Origin of the sequence: Lactiplantibacillus brownii, from assembly GCF_031085375.1 — a bacterium.
In the GTDB taxonomy this organism is placed as follows: Bacteria; Bacillota; Bacilli; order Lactobacillales; family Lactobacillaceae; genus Lactiplantibacillus; species Lactiplantibacillus brownii.
Genome location: NZ_JAVCWF010000001.1, coordinates 1858234 through 1884527, shown reverse-complemented (window position 1 = coordinate 1884527; position 26294 = coordinate 1858234). Strand labels below are relative to the sequence as shown.

Annotated in this window: 29 protein-coding genes and 2 pseudogenes; 30 read left to right on the top strand and 1 reads right to left on the bottom strand. The window is 37.9% G+C overall.

Annotation, left to right across the window (positions count from 1 at the left end; all coding sequences use genetic code 11):
* Positions 1–7 precede the first annotated feature (7 nt).
* The 15 genes and pseudogenes from RA086_RS08960 to RA086_RS08890 all read left to right on the top strand — a co-directional run bounded on the left by RA086_RS08960 (position 8) and on the right by RA086_RS08890 (position 11920).
* Positions 8–1156, top strand: a complete 1149-nt coding sequence (locus RA086_RS08960; RefSeq protein WP_308704449.1) for a CDP-glycerol glycerophosphotransferase family protein — start codon at positions 8–10, stop codon at positions 1154–1156.
* A 7-nt stretch (positions 1157–1163) separates the two neighbouring features.
* Positions 1164–2084, top strand: coding sequence for a capsular polysaccharide synthesis protein (locus tag RA086_RS08955; RefSeq protein WP_308703459.1), 921 nt, complete (start codon positions 1164–1166; stop codon positions 2082–2084).
* Between the two features lies 1 nt (position 2085).
* Positions 2086–3525: a flippase gene (locus tag RA086_RS08950; protein ID WP_308703458.1), complete on the top strand. Its 1440-nt coding sequence runs from the start codon at positions 2086–2088 to the stop codon at positions 3523–3525.
* A gap of 25 nt (positions 3526–3550) precedes the next feature.
* Positions 3551–4420: a glucose-1-phosphate thymidylyltransferase RfbA gene (gene rfbA, locus RA086_RS08945; RefSeq protein WP_308703457.1), complete on the top strand. Its 870-nt coding sequence runs from the start codon at positions 3551–3553 to the stop codon at positions 4418–4420.
* A gap of 3 nt (positions 4421–4423) precedes the next feature.
* On the top strand, positions 4424–5005 hold the full coding sequence (gene rfbC, locus RA086_RS08940) for a dTDP-4-dehydrorhamnose 3,5-epimerase (protein WP_308703456.1): 582 nt from the start codon (positions 4424–4426) through the stop codon (positions 5003–5005).
* A gap of 9 nt (positions 5006–5014) precedes the next feature.
* Positions 5015–6043 (top strand): dTDP-glucose 4,6-dehydratase, encoded by a 1029-nt coding sequence (gene rfbB, locus RA086_RS08935; RefSeq protein WP_308703455.1) that lies wholly within the window; start codon positions 5015–5017, stop codon positions 6041–6043.
* Between the two features lie 63 nt (positions 6044–6106).
* On the top strand, positions 6107–6952 hold the full coding sequence (gene rfbD / locus RA086_RS08930) for a dTDP-4-dehydrorhamnose reductase (protein WP_308703454.1): 846 nt from the start codon (positions 6107–6109) through the stop codon (positions 6950–6952).
* A gap of 56 nt (positions 6953–7008) precedes the next feature.
* Positions 7009–7401: a glycerol-3-phosphate cytidylyltransferase gene (tagD, locus tag RA086_RS08925; protein WP_308703453.1), complete on the top strand. Its 393-nt coding sequence runs from the start codon at positions 7009–7011 to the stop codon at positions 7399–7401.
* 203 nt (positions 7402–7604) lie between these two features.
* Positions 7605–7787, top strand: a complete 183-nt coding sequence (locus tag RA086_RS08920; RefSeq protein WP_308703452.1) for a hypothetical protein — start codon at positions 7605–7607, stop codon at positions 7785–7787.
* Positions 7788–7899: 112 nt separating this feature from the next.
* Positions 7900–8136, top strand: a pseudogene (tnpB, locus tag RA086_RS08915) (IS66 family insertion sequence element accessory protein TnpB); the annotation flags it as partial.
* Positions 8137–8216: 80 nt separating this feature from the next.
* Positions 8217–9767 carry an IS66 family transposase gene (tnpC, locus tag RA086_RS08910; protein ID WP_308703451.1) on the top strand — a complete coding sequence of 517 codons (1551 nt, stop codon included), beginning with the start codon at positions 8217–8219 and terminating at the stop codon, positions 9765–9767.
* A gap of 235 nt (positions 9768–10002) precedes the next feature.
* Entirely contained in the window at positions 10003–10362 is a 360-nt protein-coding gene (gene tnpB / locus RA086_RS08905) for an IS66 family insertion sequence element accessory protein TnpB (RefSeq protein ID WP_308703450.1), read from the top strand.
* The gene (locus tag RA086_RS08900) at positions 10359–11303 is read left to right on the top strand and encodes an IS66 family transposase (protein ID WP_308703449.1); all 945 of its coding nucleotides are present in this window, start codon (positions 10359–10361) and stop codon (positions 11301–11303) included. The genes tnpB (RA086_RS08905) and RA086_RS08900 overlap by 4 nt, the downstream gene beginning before the upstream one ends.
* A pseudogene (locus RA086_RS08895) lies at positions 11234–11743 on the top strand (IS66 family transposase); the annotation flags it as partial. The gene RA086_RS08900 and the pseudogene RA086_RS08895, both read left to right, overlap by 70 nt.
* Complete coding sequence (locus RA086_RS08890) at positions 11732–11920, top strand: transposase domain-containing protein (protein WP_308704448.1); 189 nt, start codon at positions 11732–11734, stop codon at positions 11918–11920. The pseudogene RA086_RS08895 and the gene RA086_RS08890, both read left to right, overlap by 12 nt.
* A 229-nt stretch (positions 11921–12149) precedes the next feature.
* Here RA086_RS08890 and RA086_RS08885 read toward each other — a convergent pair whose 3' ends face one another.
* On the bottom strand, positions 12150–12770 hold the full coding sequence (locus RA086_RS08885) for a hypothetical protein (RefSeq protein WP_308703448.1): 621 nt from the start codon (positions 12768–12770) through the stop codon (positions 12150–12152).
* 794 nt (positions 12771–13564) lie between these two features.
* Here RA086_RS08885 and RA086_RS08880 point away from each other — a divergent pair.
* The 15 genes from RA086_RS08880 (at position 13565) to RA086_RS08820 (ending at position 26195) form a co-directional block, all read left to right on the top strand.
* Positions 13565–14278 carry a glycosyltransferase gene (locus tag RA086_RS08880; RefSeq protein WP_308703447.1) on the top strand — a complete coding sequence of 238 codons (714 nt, stop codon included), beginning with the start codon at positions 13565–13567 and terminating at the stop codon, positions 14276–14278.
* 279 nt (positions 14279–14557) lie between these two features.
* Positions 14558–14734: a hypothetical protein gene (locus RA086_RS08875; protein ID WP_308703446.1), complete on the top strand. Its 177-nt coding sequence runs from the start codon at positions 14558–14560 to the stop codon at positions 14732–14734.
* Between the two features lie 55 nt (positions 14735–14789).
* A complete protein-coding gene (locus RA086_RS15960; RefSeq protein ID WP_407659090.1) occupies positions 14790–15173 on the top strand; it encodes an acyltransferase family protein in 384 nt (127 codons plus the stop codon).
* Positions 15106–15885: an acyltransferase family protein gene (locus RA086_RS15955; protein ID WP_407659089.1), complete on the top strand. Its 780-nt coding sequence runs from the start codon at positions 15106–15108 to the stop codon at positions 15883–15885. The genes RA086_RS15960 and RA086_RS15955 overlap by 68 nt, the downstream gene beginning before the upstream one ends.
* Before the next feature lie 508 nt (positions 15886–16393).
* The gene (locus tag RA086_RS08870) at positions 16394–17164 is read left to right on the top strand and encodes a YveK family protein (protein WP_308703445.1); all 771 of its coding nucleotides are present in this window, start codon (positions 16394–16396) and stop codon (positions 17162–17164) included.
* A 19-nt stretch (positions 17165–17183) separates the two neighbouring features.
* Positions 17184–17903, top strand: a complete 720-nt coding sequence (locus RA086_RS08865) for a CpsD/CapB family tyrosine-protein kinase (RefSeq protein ID WP_308703444.1) — start codon at positions 17184–17186, stop codon at positions 17901–17903.
* Positions 17890–18663 (top strand): tyrosine-protein phosphatase, encoded by a 774-nt coding sequence (locus tag RA086_RS08860; RefSeq protein WP_308704447.1) that lies wholly within the window; start codon positions 17890–17892, stop codon positions 18661–18663. The genes RA086_RS08865 and RA086_RS08860 overlap by 14 nt, the downstream gene beginning before the upstream one ends.
* Positions 18664–18692: 29 nt before the next feature.
* A complete protein-coding gene (locus RA086_RS08855; RefSeq protein WP_407659088.1) occupies positions 18693–19358 on the top strand; it encodes a sugar transferase in 666 nt (221 codons plus the stop codon).
* A gap of 58 nt (positions 19359–19416) precedes the next feature.
* On the top strand, positions 19417–19866 hold the full coding sequence (gene pssD / locus RA086_RS08850; RefSeq protein WP_308703443.1) for a PssD/Cps14F family polysaccharide biosynthesis glycosyltransferase: 450 nt from the start codon (positions 19417–19419) through the stop codon (positions 19864–19866).
* Entirely contained in the window at positions 19866–20357 is a 492-nt protein-coding gene (locus tag RA086_RS08845; RefSeq protein ID WP_308703442.1) for a glycosyltransferase, read from the top strand. Before pssD ends, RA086_RS08845 begins: the two co-directional genes overlap by 1 nt.
* A 13-nt stretch (positions 20358–20370) precedes the next feature.
* Entirely contained in the window at positions 20371–21120 is a 750-nt protein-coding gene (locus RA086_RS08840) for a glycosyltransferase family 32 protein (protein WP_308703441.1), read from the top strand.
* A 28-nt stretch (positions 21121–21148) separates the two neighbouring features.
* Entirely contained in the window at positions 21149–22171 is a 1023-nt protein-coding gene (locus RA086_RS08835; protein WP_308703440.1) for a glycosyltransferase family 2 protein, read from the top strand.
* Between the two features lie 41 nt (positions 22172–22212).
* Entirely contained in the window at positions 22213–23661 is a 1449-nt protein-coding gene (locus RA086_RS08830) for a hypothetical protein (protein WP_308703439.1), read from the top strand.
* A 4-nt stretch (positions 23662–23665) separates the two neighbouring features.
* Positions 23666–24589 (top strand): GT-D fold domain-containing glycosyltransferase, encoded by a 924-nt coding sequence (locus RA086_RS08825; protein ID WP_308703438.1) that lies wholly within the window; start codon positions 23666–23668, stop codon positions 24587–24589.
* Between the two features lie 40 nt (positions 24590–24629).
* Positions 24630–26195, top strand: coding sequence for a lipopolysaccharide biosynthesis protein (locus RA086_RS08820; protein ID WP_308703437.1), 1566 nt, complete (start codon positions 24630–24632; stop codon positions 26193–26195).
* Positions 26196–26294: the final 99 nt, after the last annotated feature.

The following is a 26294-nucleotide window of genomic DNA, read 5'->3' as shown; positions in this document are numbered from 1 at the left end:
GTTGAATGTGGTGAGAAATATTGTGTACCTTCTGAGTGGATGGTTTCCAAGGTCAGATGAAATAGTTCTATTTGGTGCATGGTTTGGAAAACGATATAGTGACAATCCAAGATATTTATTACAAGAAATATTAGAGTCTAATAGATTTAGCCAAAAAAGGATTTATTGGATTGGTAATTCAGATGTTAAACCACATATTACTGATTCCAGAATTACATTTGTCAAACGTAATAGTTTCAAATCTTACTGGTATCAATTGAGGGCAAAAAAGGTGTTTGTTTCTCATGGTTTTCAAGATATAGGATCTATTAGTTGCTTGAAAGGGGCTATGGTTTTTCAGCTTTGGCATGGTTTCCCAATTAAACATATAGGAGCAGATGATCCTGGCAATTCAACGGAGGGTTCTAACTTGTTTGAGCAGTATCAATATTTTTTCGCCGATTCGGATGTTATGGCAAATCGTATTAAAACTGCATTCAAAAATTATGGGGCAAGTGACAAAAACGTTATTGTAGGTACACAACCCAGAGTAGATTACCTGCAAGAGAACAAAGATAATTCCAGTTTAAAACGTCTAATCAGAAAGAAACTAAATATATCTGAAGATGCAACCGTATATACCTATCTTCCTACTTTTAGAGATAACTCGTCAGAAGTTTTTTCTTTTTTGAGAGATTCTGGAACAAAATTTGAAGAGTGGTTAGACAATAACAATTCTGTGTTATTAGAGAGACAACATTTTGCGCGTAATGTAAATGATAAAAGACTAATTGAATCAAAAGACCAAAGATTCATTGATTTAAGCGAGGCAGTTGAAGTACAGGATGTTTTGTTAATCACAGATTATTTAATCACAGATTATTCTAGTGTATACATTGACTTCTTAACATTAAACCGGCCAATTATTCACTTCTTATATGATGGTGATAAATATATTAAAAACGATCGTGGTGTATATGCAAATGACATTACTAGTGAATTTGCTGGTCCTGTTGCAAACAATATTACGGAATTAATTGACTACATGAATATGCCTGTAAAATATTTCATTTCAAAGAATGAAACTTTGAAACAATCATTGGGAATTGGAAATGAGACTCATTTAGTTGATATCATTTCTCCGGTGACTACAGTGAAGGCAACCCAGAAAGAGTGATATGAGAATGTTATCCAATGTAGGTAACCGGTTAAAAACGGTACTAAAGGTAGAGGGTATTAATGGAGTTGTTAGGCGCTTATTCCCACCTTTCTTTGTGACAAACTCAGACTTGAGAATTATTCAACGTAATATAGTTACCAAAAAGAAAATATTGAAAGCAAATCGTTCTTTACTTGCGAGTATTGATGGCAATGTTTCATTTGAAGATACTAATCAAACCAGTGTTATTTGGTTTGCGTGGTTGCAAGGACTTGAAAATGCTCCAGAATTAGTAAAGATATGTTGCAAACAATTACAACTTTCATATCCAGAAAAGAAAGTAATTGTAATAACGAATGACAACTATTCAAAATATGTGAACTTACCACAATATATCATTAATAAATGGGAAAAGGGAATAATTACAAATGCACATTTTTCAGATCTGCTTCGCCTAGAATTGCTTATTAATCATGGGGGAACTTGGATTGATTCAACGGTTATGTGTAATCCTAAGTTAAAAGACGATTTGTATTTCAAGAGTTCCTTATTCTTCTACAGTAGTTTTTTACGAAATGATTCTACAATGGCAGGCTCAAGCTGGTTTATTACTTCGGCTCCCAATAATCCGGTATTGATATTAACTAGAAAATTGTTGTTTAATTACTGGGAGCATGCGAATCATTTGGAGAACTATTTTATTTTTCATGTTTGTTTCTCAATAAGTTTAACAAAATATTCCCAAATAATGAATCAAGTTCCTATTTTTAGCAATGTTCCAGCACATATTCTAGTAACTATGTTGAATGATAATTATAATGATGAAAAGTTTAATCAAGTATTTGATCAATCTGCATTTCATAAGTTGAGCAATAAGATTGAGTTACGGCAATCTAAAAAATCTCTGACTATGTATGAATTTATTAAATTGCAACTTGGAGCTTAAAATGAATACTATAAAGAAGAATTTTGCTTATAATGCAATTTATCAGATATTGATTATTATATTACCAATTGTAACGGCTCCATATGTTTCTCGTGTTCTTGGACCAACTCGCATGGGACAATATTCTTATACGTATTCAATTGCTACTTATTTTCTTTTATTAGCAAAACTTGGATTTGACAATTATGGAAATCGAAGTATTGCAAGAAGTAGAAATAATGGTGATGATTTAAATAGAACTTTCACAGGGATTTATTCTTTACAGATACTGATTGCTATAGGATCGATTGTTCTTTATCTTGTTTATACTTTTACATTTTCGAAATATTATGTATTAGCGTTAATACAGGGGTTATGGGTATTAGGCGCACTGTTTGATGTAAACTGGTTTTTTTATGGTTTAGAACAGTTTTCAATTGTCGTGTTGCGCAATACCTTGGTTAAAGTAATCTCTGTGATTTTGATATTTACGTTGGTTAGACAATCTAGTGACTTGTGGAAATACACGCTTATTCTAGCTGCGAGTTCAGTTATCGGCTTTTTAATCACGTGGCCGTTTATTTTTAGCAAAATTTCAATAGTAAAGGTTAGTTTTAGTGAAATTTTTAGTCACTTCAAACAAACAGCGCTGTTATTTATTCCTGTCATAGCGATTAGTGTGTTCACTGTGTTAGATAAAATAATGCTGGGTCATATGGGGTCGTTGACCCAAGTAGGATATTTTGAGGCTGCCGAAAAAGTGATGATGGCACCAAAAGGTATTATTGGTGCGTTGGGGACTGTGATGTTACCCAGAATGGCAAATGTCTATTCAAATAGAGATACTAAAAACAAAAGCTCATTAATAAATATTTCAATTGGGTTCGCATTGGTTTTTTCTATTGCATGTATGTTTGGTTTGATTGGAGTTTCTAAAACCTTTGTGCCTATCTTTTTCGGCGCCAAGTATATGGCGACAATATCTGTTTTAATCTTAATGTCCTTAGCATTACCGTTTTATGCAATTGGGAATATTATCAGAACACAAATGCTTATTCCTAATATGCGGGATAAGCCATATATCATTTCTGTGATTCTTGGCGCCGTTGCAAATATTTCTTTGAATTTGTTGTTAATTCCAATCTGGGGTGCAAGAGGATCCGTGATTGCTACCTTAGCTGCTGAAATTACGATTGCTGTATCTCAATTACTTGCAGTGTTGAATGAGTTACAATTTAGGAAGTTTGCTATGGTGATGGTTAATAGTATTGTTAGCTCTGGGGTTATGTTAGTGTTTATTTATTTTATTGCAAATAATTTTGGCCAGAGTTTAGTGAGCCTTTTACTTCAAGTCTTGGTTGGTGGGGGAATGTTTTTAATAGTATTTTTGATACTTGCTAGGTACTCAAAGGATGACATTATCCGACGTATTACGCAGAGTATACTACATCGAAATATTTAAATAGTTTTTATGGAGGAGTTTTATTATGAAAGGGATTATTCTAGCTGGCGGTTCTGGTACTCGTTTGTACCCAATCACTCGAGCCGTTTCTAAGCAATTGATACCGATTTATGACAAACCGATGATATATTATCCATTGTCAACTTTGATGCTAGCAGGTATTCAAGATGTCTTAGTGATTTCTACGCCACAAGATACGCCGCGATTTAGGGAGCTATTAAGTGATGGTCATGACTTAGGACTCAATATTTCTTATGCAGTTCAAGATAAGCCAAATGGTTTAGCGGAAGCATTCGTCATTGGTGCTGATTTTATCGGTGACGATTCGGTTTGTTTAATTTTAGGTGATAACATCTATTATGGTGGTGGCTTGTCTAAGATGCTGCAACACGCTAGTGAGAAGAAACATGGGGCAACGGTCTTTGGCTATCACGTCAATGATCCCGAACGCTTTGGGGTGGTTGATTTTGATGACAACATGCATGCCAAGTCAATCGTTGAAAAGCCAGAACATCCAGCCAGTAACTATGCGGTGACTGGAATGTATTTCTATGACAATCAAGTTGTTGAGATTGCGAAGAACATTCAACCTTCACCACGTGGTGAACTTGAAATCACGGATATAAATAAAGAGTACTTACGTCGGAATGAACTCGATGTCGAATTAATGGGACGTGGATTTGCTTGGTTGGACACCGGAACTCATGATTCTTTACAAGAAGCAAGTAGTTTCATTGCTACGGTCCAAAAACGCCAAAACTTAAAGGTCGCCTGTTTGGAAGAGGTCGCTTATCGTATGGGCTACATTGATACGGATAAGGTTTATGAGCTAGCACAGCCGTTAAAGAAAAATGATTACGGTCAGTATTTGTTAAGATTAATTGGGAGGGCTTAAATTTTGGGTAAACTTAAAGTAACAGAGACTAAATTGCAAGATGTTAAGATTATTGAACCAGCCGTATTTGGTGACAAACGTGGGTTCTTTACAGAAACGTATTCTGATCAGGATTTCAAAGCTGCTGGAATCGATTTTAACTTTATTCAAGACAATCAATCCTTATCAGCTGAAGCAGGGGTGCTACGTGGATTACATTTCCAACGTGGTAAGTATTCACAAACTAAGCTGATCAGAGTTGTCACTGGAGCCGTTTTGGACGTCATCGTGGATGTGCGTAAAGGGTCACCTACTTACGGCGAGCATGAAGGCTATATCATCTCTGAAAGCAACCATCGTCAATTGTTAGTGCCTCGTGGCTTTGCACATGGTTTTGTGACCTTGACAGATAATGTCAACTTCCTTTATAAATGTGATAATTACTATAATGCAGAATCTGATGGCGGTATCACCTTTATGGATAAAGATTTGAACATTAATTGGCCTATTGACTTTGAACAAGCGATTACTTCTGACAAAGATGCTAAGCAACAGACTTTTGCCGAATTCGAGAAGAATAATCCATTTGTTTACGGTGAAATTTAAGGAGCTTATATGAAAAATTTATTGATTACAGGTGGCGCCGGTTTTATCGGATCAAATTTTGTCCACTATGTTTATAATCATCATCCAGAAGTTCACATCACAGTATTAGATAAATTAACTTACGCTGGGAACAAAGCTAATATTGCAGACATTCTTGGTGATCGAGTTAAATTAGTCGTTGGAGACATTTGTGATGGACCATTAGTGGATGAGTTGATGCAACAAACTGATGCAGTGGTGCATTATGCTGCCGAAAGTCATAATGATAATTCTTTAAAAGATCCCTGGCCATTTCTGGAAACGAACATCATTGGGACTTATACGTTGATCCAATCCGCTGTTAAGTACAACAAGCGGTTCCATCATGTTTCAACAGATGAGGTTTATGGTGATTTACCATTACGGGAAGACTTACCTGGTCATGGTGAAGGGGTTGGCGAAAAGTTTACACCAACTAGTCGATACAGGCCTTCTAGTCCTTACTCTTCAACTAAGGCTAGTTCAGACTTATTAGTTCGAGCATGGCACCGTTCGTTTGGCCTCCAAGCAACGATTTCAAATTGTTCTAATAATTATGGTCCTTATCAATATATTGAAAAATTTATTCCACGCCAAGTTACTAATATTTTGAGTGGTATTCGGCCCAAACTTTACGGCACTGGTAAAAATGTTCGTGACTGGATTCATACGAATGACCATTCCGCAGCGGTTTGGGATATCTTGACTAAAGGCAAAATAGGTGAGACCTATTTGATTGGTGCCGATGGTGAGATGAACAACAAGGACGTATTGGAAATGATCCTAGAATTGATGGGTCAGCCCAAAGATGCCTATGATGTTGTGAATGACCGTCCTGGACATGATTTACGCTATGCGATTGATTCAACCAAATTGCGGACGGAACTTGGTTGGCAACCACAATACACTGATTTTAAGTCTGGCCTAGCTGACACGATTAAATGGTACCAAGAACATGAATCATGGTGGCAAGCTGATAAAGATGCCGTGGAAGCGAACTACGCTAAGAACGGTCAGTAGAAACAACAATAGGCAAGCGAATTGTTAATGACAGTTCGCTTGTTTTTTCAGGAGGAAAGTATAATGGCAAAAGCAATGATTGTTGGCGCAAAAGGTCAACTTGGTCAAGAATTACAACGTTTATTGAACGAATTAAATTGGTCTTTTGATGCTTTGGATGTGTCAGCCTTAGACATTACTGATAAAGCCGCCGTCAGTGCCAAAGTAGCTGAACTAAAGCCAGAAGTGATCTTAGATGCTGCAGCGTATACCGCTGTCGACAAGGCTGAAGACGAAGGTAAGGAATTAAATTGGAAGGTAAATGTGGATGGCACGAAGAACTTGGCCGAAGTTGCTGCTGAGACTGATACGAAACTAATTTATATTTCAACAGACTATGTCTTTGACGGCACGAAACAGACCGAATACTTGGAAGATGATTCTAAGAATCCTAAGAATGAATATGGGCGTGCTAAATGGGCTGGTGAGCAAGCAGTAACGAATAGTGGTGCTAAAGCTTATATTGTTAGAACCAGTTGGGTATTTGGTGAATTTGGCCATAACTTTGTATTCACCATGCAAAACTTAGCAAAGACACATGCAAAATTAACAGTGGTCAATGATCAGCTGGGACGGCCAACTTGGACGCGGACGTTAGCTGAATTTATGGTCCATTTATTGAATGTGGATGCGTCCTATGGGACTTATCAACTCAGCAATGATGGGCAAGCAACTTGGTATGAATTCGCTAAGGAAATCTTGAAAGATACTAATGTTGAAGTAGCACCTGTAACGTCAGCAGAATTTCCGCAGAAAGCTTACCGGCCACGGCATTCGGTGATGAGCTTGGATAAGGCTAAGAAAACAGGTTTTAAGATACCAAGTTGGGAAAATGCATTAAATCTATTTTTGAGTAGTTTAAACGAATAATTTTAAGACGATAGATTATCGAAATACTAGAACGCTAAAGATAGGGGAATAAACTGTTGAAAAAGGTAATTACTTATGGAACATTTGATTTACTGCATAAAGGACATGTGCGCCTGCTAAAGCGAGCAAAAGCGTTAGGTGATCATCTGACTGTGTGCGTGTCGACTGATGAGTTTAATGCAATCAAAGGGAAGCATGCCTATACGTCTTATGAAGATCGTAAATATATTTTAGAAGCAATCCGCTATGTGAATGAAGTAATCCCAGAAAAAGATTGGAATCAAAAAATTAGTGATGTTGTAAATAATGACATTGATACTTTTGTCATGGGTGATGATTGGAAAGGTAAGTTTGATTTTCTGAAAGACTATTGCCAAGTGATCTATTTGCCACGGACAGAAGGTATTTCAACGACCAAGATAAAAAAAGACTTGGAACTTTTTGACTAAATTCCTGAAGTATCATAAGCACCCAATAACTGACCGTCTATGATTGGCACCGAATACACGATATGATTACCTCATCAATAAATGGTGAGGCTTTTATTATGGATAAACAAGATATCGTTCGGTAAGCAGTAAATAAGATGACGTATTTTAAGTTCTCCATATTCTTGATATCCTTAGGTTATCAAAGTTATGGAGGAATTTTTATGTCAGAAAGAATCATTCCAGTTGCACTGAGCGATACGCCAACAATGTCATCTACGAAGCCATCTTCAACTAGGCAAGTTATTTGTCAGTTACATTGTAAAGATTGTACTGTAGAGATTTACAACGGCATTCAATCACGGGTGCTCGACACATTGTTGAAAGCCATTTTAAATTATGGATAGTGTCCTTGATTTTGAGCACTTGTCTCAAGTTTTCATTGTTTGTGGCAGAACCGATTTACGTAAAGGTATCGACGGCTTGGCAGCGGTCGTTCAATAAGAATATGATTTAAATCCTTTTGCGCCGGCATTATTCTTGTTTTGTGGTGTTCGACGTGATCGCTTCAAAGCGTTGTACTGGGAAGGCGACGGTTTTCTATTACTGTACAAGCATTTTGAGAACGGACACCTACAATGGCCTCGAAGCCGTGAAGATATTATGGAATTGACCACTAAACAATTGCGGTGGCTTTTATCGGGAATGTCAATTGAGTCGACCGTTCGGCCGGCGAAAATTGGTAATTTATATTAATAACACCAAGAGGCTAAAAACACCTAGTCATCTTGGTGTTATTCGTGTACAATTCACTTTATTGGAAGAAGGTGAAAACGATGCCAAATACATTAACATTAGAAGAAGCATGGGATATTATCCAGGAACAAAGAAAACAAATACGACTAATGGAAGAACAAATCAAGTTATTAACTCAAAAATGTTTTGGAAAGTCCTCAGAAAAGAGCGATGATCCAGGACAATTATCAATTTTCGATGACTTTATTAAAAATAACGAGGTTAAAGATAGTCGTGTTTTTGAACAGCCAGAGACAACTGGCCAAGAAACCGAAACTATTACCTACCAGCGCAAAAAGAAATCATCACGGCAAGTAACTGTCAGTGAAGACCTTCCGGTCGAACTGGAAGAACTAGACCTCCCAGATGACGAAAAATTTTGTGCGCATTGTCATGCTCAAATGCAATGTGTAGGCCATCGTTTCGTCCGTGAACAAGTCTGCTTTATTCCTGCCAAACTGTTTAGAAAGCAGACTTTTCAGTATACATATCGTTGTCCAAGCCGCATTCGGCACTCCGACGAACCAAATCAATACTACAAAAGCAGTCCAGCACCCACACCGGTCATTGCACATAGTTTGGCATCCTCTTCACTTATAGCAGAAATCGTTCACAATAAGTATGAACTCAGTGTCCCCGGATATCGGCAAGTTAAGGATTGGCAACGGTTGGGTCTTAGCCTTTCAGCACCTACAATTGCCAATTGGCTAATTAAAGCTGCGGAATGGCTTCAACCACTCAATGAGTTATGCCGGAATGAATTAATGAAACAAACACATATCCATGGCGATGAGACATCTTATAAGGTATTGCATGAACCAGGAAAATCAGCAACAACCATGTCATACCTTTGGTTAGCTTGTTCAATTCAGGATGCGAAAAAGCCTGTTGTTTATTTTAAGTACGATCCGCACCGTAGTGGTGCGGTCGCACAGAAATTATACAACAGTTATACTGGCAGTCTGCAATGTGATGGCTATCAAGCATATGGAACCTTGCCTGGAACAATCCAACGTTCAGGATGTTGGGCACACGTTCGCCGAAAATTCATTGAAACAGGGCCGACACCAAATAAAGTCGTGGGCAAAGCCAAAGTAGCACTGGATATGATTAACAGGTTATTCAAGATTGAACAGGACCTTAAGACAAAATCATTCCAGGAACGGCTTGAAATTAGGCAAAGTAAAAGTAAACCAATCGTGGATGAATTCTTCGATTGGCTCAATAAGACGCCCGTAATAGAAAAGTCGGGACTTGGTAGGGCTGTTGGATACGCCCTAGGGCAACAAGCGTACTTGATGCATTTCTTGGAAGATCCAGAAATTGAGTTAAGTAATAATACAGCCGAAAGACATATCAAAATAGCAGTTATGGGACGTAAAAACTGGCTGTTCAGCACTAGTCAAGCCGGCGCCCACGCCAACACTTTGTTTTTAAGCCTAATTGAAACTGCAAAAATGAATGGGATTAACCCTTCTAAATATATCGAATACCTTCTCAATAAGATTCCTCAGTTACCAATGATCAATAATCAAGAGCAACTGAAGGCCTATTTGCCATGGACCGAACAGGTACAGACAAACTGCATTTAATAAATCAACGCCCTCTTTAGTCACAGAATACGTGACCAGAGGGGGCGTTTCAATACGTCATCTTATTTACTGCTTACTATCGTTCAGGTTAAAATGCCCCAGAAGACCTTCGCAACAACTCCAGTTGTTCCTAGTCGCGCAATTCAATTAAAAGTTGACTCCAATAAATCTGTGATTAGTTACAACAAGGCAAACAGCTACATTGTTGATGCAGTTTTAAAGGCGGTGTTCAATAATGCTCATTGATCCAGCAAAGATTAATCAAGTTTATATTGTTTGTGGCAAGACCGACTTACGTCGTGGAATTGATGGCCTAGCAACTGTCGTACAGGAACAATTTGCATTAGATCCATACAATCAGGCTTTATATCTATTTTGTGGTACCCGCAAAGATCGATTCAAGGCGCTGTATTGGGATAAAGATGGTTTTCTATTACTTTACAAACGGATTGAAGCCGGCCGACTACAGTGGCCGATCAATCAAGATGAAGTCCGAAAGTTAACCTATCTACAATTATCAAGACTTTTGGGAGGATGGTCACTAGATTCGACCATTCATAAAATTAAACCGCTTTCTGTTAGTGGTAGGTTATGATAAACTCAATAACAAGAAAACGTAGAATGAGTGGTTATATGATGACGTCAGAAGAAGAAATTACTAGTTTAAAAGCGCAAATAAAAGAACAAGCGGAGATCATTGATTACTTGACCAAAAAACTATTCGGCCAAAAGACAGAGAAAATTGATGGTAATCAAATCTCTTTATTTGAGGAAGAAAATCGTGTTTTTACCGAACCAGAGCAAACTGGGCAAGAAAACCAATCAGATCAAGTACAGCCAGCGAAGAAAGTTAAAAGGACACGACAAGCGGTCGTAAGTCCAAACGTTCCCATCAAAGAGACTGTCATTGATTTGCCGGATAAGCTGTGTCCAAACGGACACGGCTTAGTTACCGTGGGCAAAAAATTTGTCCGTGAAGAACTCCACTTTCGGCCAGCCAAGCTGTACAGAGAAAAGATCTACACAATGACATACAAATGCCCATCATGTGAATTGATTGACGGCTTGGCTCATTTAATTCAATCACAAGCACCAAAAGCATTAATACCACATAGTTTAGCCTCAGTTTCAGTAATAGCTGAAATATTACATAAGAAGTTCGAACTGAGCGTACCTTTGTATCGGCAACTTCAAGATTGGAAGCGCCTCGGCGTGGATCTAAGTGAGACAACTATTGCCAATTGGGTGATCAAGGTCAGCCAAATTATGGTGCCATTATATGAGCAGTTGCGTCAGCAACTGGTTCAACAGCCCTGCCTGCAAGGTGATGAAACGCCAATCGAAGTGTTACGTGAACCTGGTAAAGCTGCCAAATCAGAATCCTATATGTGGGTGATGCGAAGTGTTACGCACAGGCAAAACGTGGCGTCTTTTATGCTTATGGCACCAGCCGTGCCAGTAGCTTCGCCGAATCACTTTATGCCGGTTTTACGGGGACCCTTCAATGCGATGGTTATGCCGGTTATAATATCTTAGATGATTCAGTCATTAGGGTTGGTTGTTGGGCTCATGTCCGGCGAAAATTCTATGACGCCGCCAATTCTGGTAAAAGCTTTAAGATGAGTCCGCCATTGGCATTGCTCAATAAGATGTTTAGCAATGAGCGTAAATGGCAGCATCTATCGCCACGAGTGCGCCGCCGACGTCGACGCAGTCAGCAACGAAAACTGTTAAAACGTTTTTGGTGTTGGATCGATACGATCGATGTTTTACCTAAGAGTCGCCTAGGCAAGGCCGTTGTTTATGCTCGAAACCAACGGGCCACGTTAAATCAAATCATTAATAATGGTTCCGTTGACTGGAGCAATAATGCCTCGGAAAGAAATATGAAGACCTTGGTCATCGGGCGTAAAAATTGGTTATTCAGTACTAGCCAAGCTGGTGCTAAAGCCAATGCCATTTGGATGACTTTAATTGAGTCAGCCAAGGCCAACAGCGTTGATCCGTCAGCTTATCTCGTATATCTGTTAAAAAACATGCCACAACTTCCAACATTTGCGAATTCGGCAGATTTAGAGGCTTATTTACCATGGAACTTCAAACTAAAACCGAAAGTAATCGGTGATATCAAACAAAGCGTAGGTGCTTACTAAGTAAGCAGTAAATGAGGATAAAAAAAGACATAGTCGCAAGGCTTTGTCTATCCACACCACATTTCAAGAAGAAAGAAAGCGACTATATCCATGGATAATGATACTAGAACATTACTCGGAATTGAAGACCAAAACATAAAAAAATCCACGTTGTGGTACTCAAAGGCACTGGACTATTTTCCGTGAATAAATTGGGTTTAGAAATGATAAAATGCCAACTTTATAAAAACTAAACAAGTTTGTGCTGCTCCTGCTTAAAAGCACCTTTAGACTTACGTGCACCATAGTGTAATAGCTGAATAATTTCAACATTGTTTTTAATTGTCAGGTTTCCATTGTTCATTTCTTTTCGTAGAAGGCGAGTAACTAGGCCACCAAAGCAAAAAATCTTTTTGGGGTCAATAATGTTATATTCTTTTTGAAAAATGTCTAGGCTATTCTGTACTTGTTCATGATATGTTTCAGTTTTGATTTTCTTGGCGAATGTAGAACTTTTTGTGATTGGAATGTTTTTGAAAAGATCAGTCATATATGATCCTTGATATTTTGAATTTGCCAACATGTAAAGAATTTTATAATCTTGTGAACGACTACTGGTATCATGGAAGTTTTGCCAACTCTTTTGGGTACTAACACCACGTTCTGAACAGTTTAAACCGACAAACATGCCATCTAAGTTTAGTCGCGTGGATAATTCAGTGGATGGTGTGACAAAGTCTGTCATTTTCTTTGTTACAGTTTCTGTTCTGACGCTATTCCAATCGGCAACGTCATAGATTGCCCAACTTGTCATATATTCAATTCCTGGCACTGCAAGGCTAAGATTACTGATAACTTTTTGGTTATTCATTATGAGTACCTTCTAATTTTTGTTATTTGTTAAAATAACTATACTACTAAATAAGGACGGTGGTTTAAATATATGAACACTATATAATTTTAAATTCAGAAATAGTGTAATTATGTGTATTCTAATTGAACACTTCTTGACTTTGGTGTATTTAACCAAGAAAATATAGGTTACACATGATTTATTGCTTTTATAAGAGGAGGATACGAAAAGAGACGGTGGCATTTGTGCTAATGTATTGGTGTAGATATACAGAATTTGTTAGATGGAATCTTATAACAAGATTTGTGTTTAATCTTTAAAACTTGGAATGTTAGTGGTTGAGAGAACATTATTATAACTATCTCTAGGTTTATATGTGGATCATGTAGTTGTGAAGTGTCAGACAGGGGCGTAAGGGTTAGTGATATCAATTTTATTAATGCATATTGTACACTTCCGAAATGTATCGGCTACCTATATTTGTTAGAAAAATTGAGGATCGTGTAATATGCATGATATTAAGATTTGTAAAACGCTTTAAGATATAATAGCTTTTAATTTGATGATTATCACTTTTTTACAATGCTTACGGTGTTCATACCGGTAATTATATGGCTATCAAAGAGACAGATTTGTATGCAAAATTTTATAATTAGCTGAAATAATGTGGTTTTAGATTGTAGGATACCAATAGTGATTTGATTTAGCATCGTTATTTTATTATCGTGGGTGCGTTTATTTTTAATAATGTTCGAGACAGGAATAAATATAAGCACGTCTCGTTAACGCAAAAAAATTGTTGAGGTATAGATATGGGGAAGATTTTAGAAACACGTATTCATGCGACAGTAGCAAATTATTTACCAAATACTGTATTTGTAAAGAAACTTGAAAAAGCTTTAATGTTAGGCTACATCGCCAAAATAAAGGGAAGTTGCCTATTAAAAAGAGAACGCTCAGGAATTGATTATTCTGAATATATAACCGTATTAAAAAGAAATTACGCACAGAAAACAGTTAAAAATCACTATATTAGCTACAATCCTAATCGGGAAAAAGATTTATCAATAATCATTCCAACGTACGATACTCACAAGTATATTGATCAGTGTCTAAAGAGTTTAAAGTTAGATTATCTTGAGGATTCGATTGAGGTGATAATAGTTGATGACGGATCAGATGAACCGTTTAGACGTGTGCTAGAAAGCTGGCAACAAAGGTATACATCATTGAGGGTAGTATTTCAACCAAATCGTGGGATTTCGGCGGCAAGAAACCATGGAATTGAAATCTCTCGAGGAAAGTATCTGACGTTTCTTGATTCCGATGACATTATTGACATGGACATATTGCAATTAGGACTAAGCACAGCAATGGCAGAAAGGCTCGACTTAATCAGCTTTGATTATCAAAATTTCAATGATGATGAAGCACAAGATGTGGTAGTACAACCTGATAACGGTTCGTTACTGAAGACAGTACATGGATACGCATGGGGGAAGATATATAAGTCATCTTTATGGTAAGAGGTTAGGTTTCCGGAAAAATTGAACTTTGAAGATACGATAATTCCATTTTTGACGATACCACTTGTTGAAAAAAGTTCGGTGCGACATGAGGTTTTAGTAAAGTATCGGTCAAATCAGTTGGGGTTCACCAAGCGAAGTGCTAGGAAATTAGTGAATATCGAGACACTGTACATTTTGGAATGGCTAATGTCGGAACAAAAACGGTTAAATATAGTTATGACAGATGAGTTGATTCACTATTATATTTTTCAATTGACGAATATGTTGGTGAGACGTATGGCGTATCTAAGTGAAGAAGTTCAATTTGGGTTATTCGGTCTGGTACAGCTTTATTTGAACAATATTCTATCAGAAAATGTAAAAGTGGAATATTCTAAATTGGAGAAAGACTTAATTAGCGCAATTAAGAATAATCAATTTGAACATTGGCGGTTATTAAGCCAATTGTACTAGTTTCAACGAGTTGCTAAAGGTTAAAAATTGCTAACTTAAGAAAAGATGATTTGACATCGTATATTTTGGGAGAGACGAGACGGGCAGAAATTACGGGATTGATTTGGCAAAGTGGGCTTCAATGTTGATGGTGGTGATTTTACATAATTTGCTGAATGGGGGTGCTCTTTCAAGAGCCACGTTGAGCTTCAATAATTTAACGTACTGGTGGCTTGAAAACGTTGCTATTGTTGGTGTTAATGTCTTTGCATTGATATCAGGTTATTTGATTGTTAATCGACCGATAAAGTTTCGACGATTAGTTCATTTATGGAAAATTGTTTTATTTTGGTCCGTTGTCACTACGAGGATTGTGATGATTTTGACCAAGCATTGGAGGCACAATAAGCTTTATCAAGTCATTTTTCCCAGTCATTCTGGGAAGATATTGGTATTTTAATGCGTATATCGCGCTTTGTTTGTTATTACCATTTATCAATGCAGGAATAAAGCGCCTAACACAAAAGCAATTAGAACGGATCATTGCCGCATTACTATTGTTTACAATGACATCGGGAATGCTAGGACACTTTTTTGTACAAGACGGGTATTCAGCATTCTGGCTAATAGTGATGTACTTGGTTGGGGCATATTTGAAAATTACGACACACAATGTCAAACGAGTGAGCAGCCGACAATTGATGCTAATATTTATTGGGATGACGCTAATTTCGTTATTTGGTGAAGCAATTTCGATTAAGTTTATTGGACACAGTGATATTTGGTTGGCATATAACTCGCCGATGGTTGTGATCGAATCGATTGCGATAGTCATACTATTTACCAGAATTAGGGTGAAAAGTGTGAGACTACAAAAGTGCTTAGCACGATTTACACCATTGACATTTTCGGTATATTTGATTGATTCAAATCATGCATTCTATGGATTCGTCACTCATTCGGCGTTTACCTTCATTCGAGTTCAAAATGTCATGGTTGGTTACTTGATCATTATTATGGCAAGTGTTGGGATGTTTGTAGGTTTTATAGTGTGCGATTATGGACGAGCTCAGCTTTTTAGAAAATGTCCCCAGTTGAAATTAGTCATGATTGGCCGTGAAACAATTGGCTATCACGTGAACAAATTTGTGACTAGTTGGGGTTCCCGTTAAACGCTAAATGGAATAGAGAACTGCCATATAAGGATGATGTCGTTAAGGCATTGTCTTTTTTTAATAAAAATATTTTTCAATTTAACAGACCAGCATTTAGGAATAGCTGTTTATGTTTAGTATAAATAGATTCGTTTTGATAACAAAGACAATAATTATTTTCTGGAATGGTATTGTTATTTTAAAAAATAGGTTAAGTAAATCGGATAATTTTCACAATTGTCTGAAGTTTCAGTGTTAATGACAATCACGTCACAATTATTTTCATATTGTTAGCTAAAAAAATAGTTTTTAAATAATGAAAAAACTTGAATGTTCGAAAATTTTATGTAATTTGAGATGTTTTATTTGAAAACAAACGTTCGACTTTGATATAAGAGATTCGTTAGAACCGTGCTGATTGCTGGATTGACAGAGCTGAGTAAATTTGGTTTAGTATAAAAAGAAAATGAAAACAAAATAATGGATTTACATCAGTAAGTGTCAAATCTTAGATGGAGAGTGAATAATGGATCAAGCTGTAAATTTAGATTTTTTTGTTAAGTTAGTCCGTCAGTATTGGCGTGCAATTATTATTTGCACACTGGCTGGTATCTTGGTCGCAAGTTTTATTACGTTTAGATTGATGAAGCCGCAGTATGAGTCAGGTGTCCAAATTTTGGTCAGTCGTCATAGTAATGATGCTGCGACACAATATAATAACCAACAAGCTGATGTGCAAATGATCACTACGTATAAAGAATTGATTACGAATCCGGTCATCTTAAATCCAGTTATCGATAATCTGAAAGAATCTTATGGTTATACCTATACTTTGGATGAGTTACAAAAGGCGGTCACTGTGACCAATACTCAAAATTCACAGGTGTTCTCGATTAATGTAATGAACCCTAACCGGAATCAAAGTGCGAGAATTGCGAACCAAATTGCCAAGGATTTTAAAGTTAAGGTCAAAGAAATAATTAAAGTTAACAATGTCACGATTGTTTCACCAGCCTTACCAGCTAAGCTACCAGTATCACCAAAGAAGGTTCTCAATTTAGTCGTTGGTCTGATTGCAGGATTGTTATTTGGATTTGTTTATGCCATTGTGCGGACGTTAACGGATCGCCGAGTACAAGGTTTAGAATACTTGACAAGTGAATTAGCTTTACCGGTGCTTGGGCAGGTTAATCATCAGCATCAACATCATGTTAGTCAGCAGGTTGAAAAATTAACAAATAAGACTATGTACAATACTGGAAATCAAAAGACAAGAGTTGCTAATAAACGTGTTTAGTATACGAGGGAGAACTGCTATGTTTAAGAGGAGTGGGACGACGTTAACTTCGGCTGTGAAGTTGACCACGATTGTAGATCCGTCATCAGTAATAACTGAACAAATCAAAACGATCCGAACGAATATTAATTTTGCCGCCACGGATCATAAGTTACGGACGATAATGGTGACTTCGGCTACCTTGGGGGAGGGAAAGTCGACTATTAGCGGAAATTTAGCCGTTGAATATGCAAATGAAGGGCTAAATGTCTTATTGGTTGATGCAGATTTACGACGACCAACTATTCATAAAACGTTTGGTTTAACGAATCGGGTTGGACTGAGCTCATGTTTAGGTCGACAGACGAGGAACATTAATGAGGCTATTCACCACCAAACGGTTGATAATCTAGTTGTGATGACAAGTGGCCCCAAGCCACCTAATCCGGCAGAACTGTTAGGTGGGAAAATGATGGACGAATTTTTAAACTCAGAGACACGTCAATTTGATTTGGTCATTATTGATGCGCCACCAATTTTACCGGTAACCGACTCACAATTATTGGCCAACAAGGTCGATGGGACAGTTTTAGTCGTCCGTGAAAATGTTGCACAAAAAGCTGCTGTGAAAGAGGCCGTCAAAGCACTAAAACGTTCCCATGCCACAATTCTTGGTGTGGTCTTGAACGATGTTTCTGATGGTCATCATAATGGTTACTATGGTTATAGCAACGGTTATTACAGTGATGAAGAACGATAATCTGGTCGATTTACATTGTCATATTTTACCAGGAATTGACGATGGGTCACCATCACTCACAACCTCAATTAGTTTGGCACAGGCTGCCGTGGCAGATGGGGTTAAATATATCTTAGCTACCCCTCACCATATGGATCGAAATTATGTGAATCATCGGCAAAATATCGAACAAGCCGTTACAATGTTTCAGCACGAGTTGGTAGCGAGAAAAATCGACCTGCAAGTATTTCCTGGACAGGAGGTTCATTTGAATGGACACTTACTGGAACATTTAGATGACCTGTTAGGAATGGACAGTGCTAAACGTTATGTCTTATTAGAGTTACCGCATGAGATGGTTCCCAATTATCTAGAAGAAGTGATTTACCAATTGGCTTGTCAAGGTATTGTCGCGATGATTGCGCATCCAGAACGTAATGCTCAGATTTTGGCTAAACCTGAAAAATTGTACGACTTGATTCAGCAGGGATGTTTAGCACAAGTTACTGCAACGAGTCTAGTGGGTACTTTTGGGAAGCAGGTCCAGCGTACGGCCAAAGAATTTGTTAAATGTGGTTTGGTACAAATCGTCGCATCTGATGCTCACGTCTTGCCTAAACGTGATTTTGCACTTTCTGCAGCCTACGATGTGCTAGCAAAAATGCATGATGACTATCCGAAAAGGTTCAAGGCGAATGCGCAGCATATTTTAAATGGTGAGTTGATTGATTTGAAACGAGTTGTCTTACCACACCAACAACACAAGTTTCATCTGTTCTAAAAGTAATAACTATCAATAGGAACGAGGGGATTCCTGTGAAATTGAATGAAACTCGCATGGTTAAGGGTGACTTTTCTAACCAGGATGTAGCTAAACACTATGAATTTATGAAACGGTTGTGTGATCTCACCCTCAGCGTGATCGGTATTATTGTGCTAATGCCCTTACTAGGTTTAATTGCTTTAGCCATAAAAGTAGAAGCTCCGCGAGGTCGGATTTTTTATTCACAAATTCGATTAGGCAAGCAGCAAGTACCCTTTAGAATGTTTAAGTTTCGATCAATGGTGTCAGATGCCGACGCACAATTGGAGAAGTTACACGCTAAGAATGAAGTTACTGGTGCCATGTTTAAAATGAAAGAAGATCCCAGAATTACACGTGTGGGCAAATTTTTACGTAGATATAGTTTGGATGAATTGCCACAATTATTGAATGTCATTTTGGGAAGTATGAGTTTGGTTGGACCACGGCCACCGTTGCCGCGAGAAACTCAAAAATATACAACCGATCAGTTGCGACGATTGACTGTAAAGCCCGGATGTACCGGGCTATGGCAAGCAACCAGTCGTAATCAAGTTGGCTTCGAAGAAATGGTGTTGCTAGATTTACAGTACATCCAGAGACGGTCTTTATCATTAGATTCATGGATACTACTGCGAACGTTATTAGTCTTTATTAGGCCAACTGGAATTTAACAATATCGAACGATAGTGGTGGGTTATACAGAAACAATCAATTAGTTGGAGGTAAAAGATGAAGGTTTGTTTAGTAGGATCAAGTGGGGGACATTTAGCACATTTATATTTATTAAAACAACTTTGGGAAGATCAGGAACGTTTTTGGGTCACTTTCAATAAAGAAGATGCTGCCAGTATCCTGAAAGATGAAAAACGCTACAATTGTTATTTTCCGACGAATCGAAACCTTAAAAATTTGATTAAAAATACCTGGTTAGCCATTCGCATTTTGAGAAAAGAACGACCAGACGTCATTATTTCAACTGGTGCGGCTGTAGCTGTACCGTTTTTCTACATTGGCAAGTTAATGGGAATCAAAACGATCTACTTAGAAGTTTTTGATCGCATTGATCAACCAACATTAACCGGCAGATTAGTTTACCCGGTTTCGAGCCTCTTGATTGTTCAATGGGAAGAGATGAAGAAAGTTTACCCTAAGGCCATCTATTTAGGAGGAATTTTCTGATGATTTTTGTGACGGTGGGAACACATGAACAATCATTTAAACGACTGATAGCGGGTATAGATGAGTTAGTGGCAGCAGGTGCCATTACGGAAGAGGTATTCATTCAGCTCGGCTATACGACTCATCAGCCAGACCACTGTCCTTATACTGATTTTCTCAGTTATAGCGAGATGGATCAAAAAATGCGAACCGCGGATACTATTATTTGTCATGGTGGGCCAGCAACGTTCATGAATGCACTGTCCTTAGGAAAGAGAACCATTGTTGTTCCCCGTTTGAAAAAGTTTAATGAACATGTCAATGATCATCAATTAACGTTTACCAAACGGGTCATCGACTCAGGTTATGATCTGGAAATGGTCACTGATATTAAACAACTGGGTTCAGTCTTGGCAACAAGTAAAGGGGCTTCTCGCATTCCAACCTCACATAATCGTGAATTTGTGAATGGCTTAGCTGCTCAAATGAAAATACTAAAACTTATCCCCTAGTGAAGGAGCCACAATGATTCCTAAAATTATTCACTATTGTTGGTTTGGTCAGCAACCGTTGCCGCCTAAGGTATTAAAGTGTCTGGCTTCTTGGCAAAAGTTCTGCCCGGAATATGAGCTAAAGCGTTGGGATGAAACGAACATCGATGTTAATCAGAACCCATTTTTGAAAACTGCTTATGACAGTGGTAAATATGCGTTTGTTTCGGACTTTGTTAGATTAGATGTGATTTATCGTTATGGTGGCGTGTATTTAGATACCGATGTTGAGCTCCTTAAGCCGCTTGATCTGTTAAAACACTACCAAGCCTTTTTTGGTATGGAAGCTGCCGGAAGGGTGAATACAGGCTTAGGATTTGGCGCGGAACCACAATCTCGTTTAATTTATGAGTTACGAAAATCATACTTGGTCAAAAATGATAATGGGTCTAAAGGCTTTGAAACTTGTGTTGAACGTAACTTACCAGTATTTAGAACATGGGGATTACTGATGAGTGATGAGACTCAATGTTTAGCCGAAGGTCAAGTAATCGTGTATGCAACCGAATATTTAGATCCTAAAAGTTTGGAGTCTGGTAAGGTTCAACTGACGTCTAAGACGATTGCAATTCATCATTATGATGCGAGTTGGAAATCACAGGCATGGTTAGCTAAAAGGGTGACTCGTCTTAAAATCAAAGCTCATCGACAGATTAATCAACTATTTGGTGAGGGAACTTATGAAGCATTGAAGCGACGAATCTTGGGAAGAGCTTCAGACTAGCGATTATTTAAGAATGGAGAAAGCTGATTTGGAAAAAGAGCTCGTTTCAGTAATTATGCCGGTTTATAATGCTGAAAAATATATTGAAATTGCCTTACACAGTTTAATGGCACAAACTTACCAAACGTTTGAAGTTATTCTTGTGAATGATGGCTCGACAGACAAGTCGTCAACGCTGATTTCTGAGCTTATTGATCAGGATAAACGATTTAAAGTACTGACAATTACTAATCACGGTCAAGGCTATGCGCGTCACCTTGGCATTCAAAGTGCGACTGGTGAGTATCTGACTTTTATGGATAGTGATGATATTGTCGCACCTCAATGGCTTGAAGTGATGGTCACGGCTATGCAACGGCATCATGTTGAGATGGTTTGTGTCAATTACGCGGAGTTTTTGGCGGATATTAATCTCGCTTACCATCAAAATTTTGTCCCACAAACGCTGACTATGGCTCAAACAGAACTATATACAGAATGGTGCTTGGACAAACGCTTCAAGGGTTTTCTATGGAATAAGTTGTTCCGAACAGAATCAATCCTGGCACATAATGAAATAGCCACATTTACGTATATGGAAGACTCATTGCTAATTCTAGAATTACTCGACAAAGTTCAGTCAGCCTATTTTGACAATCAAGTTGTGTATTATTATCGTTTCAATCCTGCTGGTACGATTCGGTCAACCTTTAAGCCAAATGATTTACTAGCAATTGAAACATTCGAAAAGTTGGCTACTAAAATTGTCTCAAATAATCCGCAATTCGAAGCTTTATTTGCGGTTAGATTAATCAAAATTCAATTATTTTTGTTGATGCGGATGTCGTATCAACAGTTAAAAGAAAATCGCCAATTATTGACAAAATTTGGAAAGCTAATCAAATTAAACGCTAATAGTTTGCCATTAGTATTGAATCGACTAGATCTTTGGCTAGTAAAATGCATGCGTGGGACAATGTTTTCGTTTATAATGTTGAAAATTCGGGGTATTTTAATATGGATTCAACGGATTAGTAGACAGATTTGTGGGAAATTTCAGAAGTCAGTATAACTGGCCACTTAGTTCAGGAACTTTAAAAGAGGAGTTAAGACTTGTTAATTGAGAGTAAACAGGGTGTACCGCTATTTTTCATACTTGCGAATGTTATCTTTTATGGCACATTCTATTTGTCAGTTTATTTAGGAATTTGGGCTATCGGAATATTAGGTGCTGTGCTGGCAGCATATTACTTAACTCGGATCAAATACAAACTGGCTTATGTCATCATCACGATGATCATGGCATTTTGTTTTCAAAATTTAGTTATCGGTGTTTGGGGACGATTGGGTGGTGAGACAGTCGGATTGAGTATCATGACGCAGATTCCATTCGTCTTTTTGATTAGTGCTTATCTCTTTTTATTAATGCAAAGTCGGCTAAAATTCAATCAAACATATATTGTCATGCTTTTCCTAAGCTTAGCCATACTTTTTTCGGCCTTTAAAAGTGGCTCACTCAATGATGTTTTGGTCCAGGTTAGAAACATGATTACGTTCTTTTTGGCATTTGAGTTATTTACGAGTTGTGGTCAAGAGAAAGCTAACTTTGATACTTTTAGTCGTTTATTTATCTTACTAGGTGTGGTGATGCTGGTAGCTGGTGTGATATTACTTCTTGGAGGCTTTGAATTATATTCTCAGTTGGGAATTGCCAACGTTTATGCCGCTAAAGGTAACGTCGGTGAAGGATTAACTGGTCTGCCAGGGCGATTTAGTACTGACATTTTTAATGTTCATATGATTCGAATGGGTGGACTATACTATGAGCCCGTTACACTGAGCTACTTTTTCTCAGCTCAAACAATTGGCGCGGCTATTTTGCCTTGGACCAGAAATCAACTTTGGCGAGTCTCAATGGTTGCCATCATGGGAATTGCCTTGTTGTTGACTGGTGGGAAGGGTGGCATGTTAATTGCTGCAGCCGTGTTATTTGCCATAATGATGATGCGTTTACTCGGAAACAATATATCTTCTGGGAAAATTTGGGGAACAATTTTGATTACCATTAGTGTGTTTGCAGTATTTTCACGTTTTTATTCGGAAAATTATGCCGGACCAGCAGCAGCTCATTTCACGACAATTCAGAATACTTGGCAAACGATTCTCAGCAATCCCCTCGGATATGGTATTGGTCGGGGAGGCTTCAATACTTTAGGTGATACTAGCTTTGATACTGGGGCAGAATCAGCGTTAATGAGTATAGGCTATCAGATGGGAATTCAAGGCATGATAGTGCTGGGCTTGGTGTTTTATAGTATTACACGACGCTTGATTGATTGGGCCAGTATGAAGCAGCAACTAAATCATCCCTACTTCTCTGTGGTCGTCTTATTGCCATTAATCTTGTTTGGAACTGCACTGTTCCAATTAAATACATTTACGCCACAAGCAATTGTGCCGTTTGCCGCCATCATGGCTGGTGGGTTTGGGTTGCAGCAAACTACGGTTAAGTGTTCAGAATGTGAATTAAGAAAAACCGTTGACGAAAGTGTAAGTGGGTGATGATTTGAAATGGGTTAGTAAACAAAAAACATTGTTGCATAGTGTCTTTAATTTTTTTAGGTGGTCACTGATCTTTCAACATAATTTGAAAGCTTATCCGGTGGTAGTTGATGATTTTGAGACGACTATCGGAAAGATTATCAATGAACGGTTATCCGTTGCGCGTTTTGGTGATGGTGAATTACGCTTAATGCTACAAGTAGATCAGGGTGGGACTTTTGAGGTTAATTCACAGAATTTAGCAATAGCACTGAAAAGTTTGCTCAAGTCTAATCAGTCTAATTTATTGATTTGCTTACCGACTGTCTATCATCGTCAAATGACCTTAAAATTTTCAGGTAAGGTATTTTGGATACGTGAAGTAGGCCGCTTTTTACCGCAATATTATGGTTATTTAAATCATAACTATGTGTACGGGGATGCTTTTTTTACAAGGCCGTATCGTGATCAAAATATTACATATTCGGTAGCAAAACAACGATTTGAGCAAGTGCGAGGATTATGGGACAAACGCCCTGTACTCATGGTAGAGGGCACGTTGACCCGCTTTGGAATGGGTAATGATTTATTGAATAATGCGCGTAGCATTGACCGCATTTTGGCACCTGCAACTAATGCTTTTGAAAGTCTCGATGGTATTCTACGGGCAATTGAGCGTTATCTAAGAGAAGTTCGGACTGAAGACCTACTGATCTTAATTGCATTAGGACCGAGTGCGACTGTACTGGCAGGCAGAATAACACAAAAATTTGGCATTCAATCAATTGATATTGGCCACCTAGATATTGAGTATGAGTGGTTCTTGCGGCATGCAACCGAAAAGATTGTGATTGCCGGCAAGTATGTCAATGAATCCGCGACTGAGAAATATGTTCCCGGCAAAATTGATGCTGATTATATCAATTCAATCGTTGAACGTGTTTTATAGGTCAGCTATGGGTTAATTAAATGAAATGAGTAGACTAACAATGAATAAAGGACTGAATCGAACTAAAGCCGCTTCATTAAATGCAACGACAATGTTTGTCACTCAAATCGTAGGACTAGTATTAAAATTTTTAGTTCAAACAGCTTTTATCCATGAATTGTCGCAGAATTATTTAGGCCTGAATGGTTTATTTGCTAACGTTATAAGTTTCTTGAGTTTTGCGGATTTGGGAATTGGCACTGCGATTACGGTCGCGTTGTATCAACCAATTGCAGAGAATAATATGCCAAAGTTGCGGGTGCTGGTCGATTTTTATCGGAAGACTTATCTTGTTATTATTGGCGTGACAACGGTCGTTGGGGTACTCATGTCGCCATGGATTTATACTTTTATTAAGAATCCAGTATTTAGTCAGACACAGTTAGCCATGTGGTTTTTGTTGTACCTAGCAAGTACAATCATGACTTATTTTAGTGCGCATAAACGCTCTTTTTTGATTTCAACGCAAGAAGAGTACTTAAATTCACTTAATGATTTTAGCTTTAAGGCGATCCAGCAGATTAGTCAGGTTGTGGTTATCATGGTTTGGCAATCGTTTGCTGGTTTCTTAGTTATTCAGTTGGTCGCAACGTTGATGGCAAACTGGCAATTATCACGCATGGTGCAGAAACGATATCCGGCCATTTTTCGACGAGAAGCTCAAAAAGAAAAGTATGTGATGGATCGACAAGCCATCCGACAGATTAAAAAGAATGTTGTTGGCGCGATTTCAAGCAAAATTGGCACAATTGTCGTTTTTGGGACTGATAACCTAATTCTTTCGATGTTTATTGGGTTAACAGCGGTGGCTAAGTATTCTAACTATATGTTGGTTATTCAGAGTATGAATAGCCTTTTTTCGCAGGTCATTGGTTCCTTCGTAAGTAGCATTGGTAATCTTCACGCAACAGCAACGCCGGAACGGCAAGAGAAAGTCTTATATCGATTAATGTACATCAACGCAATCGTCAACTTATTTGTTTCAACTGGTTTAGCTTTTGCATTCAGTGGTTTTATCAATGTTTGGGCAGGGAAAAATTATTTATTGCCAGAAGTTGTGATGATTGTGATCGTACTGAATTACTCCATCAATCAAGCTCGTTACGTCGTTCAAAATTTCATTGCTGGGATGGGATTGTATTGGTCCTTGAGGTGGAAGTCATTAATTGAAGCCGGGATTAACCTTGGATTGTCACTTCTATTTGTTTCAGTGGGACAGATGGGTGTTTTAGGTGTCGTTATTGGAACTTTGGGCAGTAATATTTTGATAAATGTTTTCTGGGAACCATATATTGTTTTTCATGATGGGCTGAAGTTGCCGCTGAAGCGATATTTTTGTAAGTATTTTATGTATGAGGCATTCACACTCATTGTGATTGTAATCGTAGGCAAATTAGGGTTAGCAGCAGTATCTGCAGGATTGCCAATGTTGATACTAGATACTATGGCTCTCGAATTGACAGTTTTATTATTATTTGGAATATGTACAAGTAAAAGTGATGAGTTCAAATATGTAAAAATCCTAATACAAAAATTGTTAGTGAAAGTAAAAAATACAATTATATAGTATTTGGTGTGTAGGATGTTTATGTGTTAAAAAAGCATCGGTATAAAATAATCAATATCTTTATTGGAAAATTGCTTTTGGCTAAACACCACTAAATTA

Excerpts from the sequence above, each read along its gene's own strand:
- RA086_RS08955 (WP_308703459.1), top strand. The coding sequence starts at position 1,164 with ATGTTATCCAATGTAGGTAACCGGTTAAAAACGGTACTAAAGGTAGAG.
- RA086_RS08950 (WP_308703458.1), top strand. The coding sequence starts at position 2,086 with ATGAATACTATAAAGAAGAATTTTGCTTATAATGCAATTTATCAGATA.
- rfbA (WP_308703457.1), top strand. The coding sequence starts at position 3,551 with ATGAAAGGGATTATTCTAGCTGGCGGTTCTGGTACTCGTTTGTACCCA.
- rfbB (WP_308703455.1), top strand. The coding sequence starts at position 5,015 with ATGAAAAATTTATTGATTACAGGTGGCGCCGGTTTTATCGGATCAAAT.
- rfbD (WP_308703454.1), top strand. The coding sequence starts at position 6,107 with ATGGCAAAAGCAATGATTGTTGGCGCAAAAGGTCAACTTGGTCAAGAA.
- RA086_RS08920 (WP_308703452.1), top strand. The coding sequence starts at position 7,605 with ATGTCAGAAAGAATCATTCCAGTTGCACTGAGCGATACGCCAACAATG.
- tnpC (WP_308703451.1), top strand. The coding sequence starts at position 8,217 with ATGCCAAATACATTAACATTAGAAGAAGCATGGGATATTATCCAGGAA.
- tnpB (WP_308703450.1), top strand. The coding sequence starts at position 10,003 with ATGCTCATTGATCCAGCAAAGATTAATCAAGTTTATATTGTTTGTGGC.
- RA086_RS08900 (WP_308703449.1), top strand. The coding sequence starts at position 10,359 with ATGATAAACTCAATAACAAGAAAACGTAGAATGAGTGGTTATATGATG.
- RA086_RS08890 (WP_308704448.1), top strand. The coding sequence starts at position 11,732 with ATGACTTTAATTGAGTCAGCCAAGGCCAACAGCGTTGATCCGTCAGCT.
- RA086_RS08885 (WP_308703448.1), bottom strand. The coding sequence starts at position 12,770 with ATGAATAACCAAAAAGTTATCAGTAATCTTAGCCTTGCAGTGCCAGGA.
- RA086_RS08880 (WP_308703447.1), top strand. The coding sequence starts at position 13,565 with ATGGGGAAGATTTTAGAAACACGTATTCATGCGACAGTAGCAAATTAT.
- RA086_RS08875 (WP_308703446.1), top strand. The coding sequence starts at position 14,558 with ATGGCGTATCTAAGTGAAGAAGTTCAATTTGGGTTATTCGGTCTGGTA.
- RA086_RS08870 (WP_308703445.1), top strand. The coding sequence starts at position 16,394 with ATGGATCAAGCTGTAAATTTAGATTTTTTTGTTAAGTTAGTCCGTCAG.
- RA086_RS08865 (WP_308703444.1), top strand. The coding sequence starts at position 17,184 with ATGTTTAAGAGGAGTGGGACGACGTTAACTTCGGCTGTGAAGTTGACC.
- RA086_RS08860 (WP_308704447.1), top strand. The coding sequence starts at position 17,890 with ATGAAGAACGATAATCTGGTCGATTTACATTGTCATATTTTACCAGGA.
- pssD (WP_308703443.1), top strand. The coding sequence starts at position 19,417 with ATGAAGGTTTGTTTAGTAGGATCAAGTGGGGGACATTTAGCACATTTA.
- RA086_RS08845 (WP_308703442.1), top strand. The coding sequence starts at position 19,866 with ATGATTTTTGTGACGGTGGGAACACATGAACAATCATTTAAACGACTG.
- RA086_RS08840 (WP_308703441.1), top strand. The coding sequence starts at position 20,371 with ATGATTCCTAAAATTATTCACTATTGTTGGTTTGGTCAGCAACCGTTG.
- RA086_RS08820 (WP_308703437.1), top strand. The coding sequence starts at position 24,630 with ATGAATAAAGGACTGAATCGAACTAAAGCCGCTTCATTAAATGCAACG.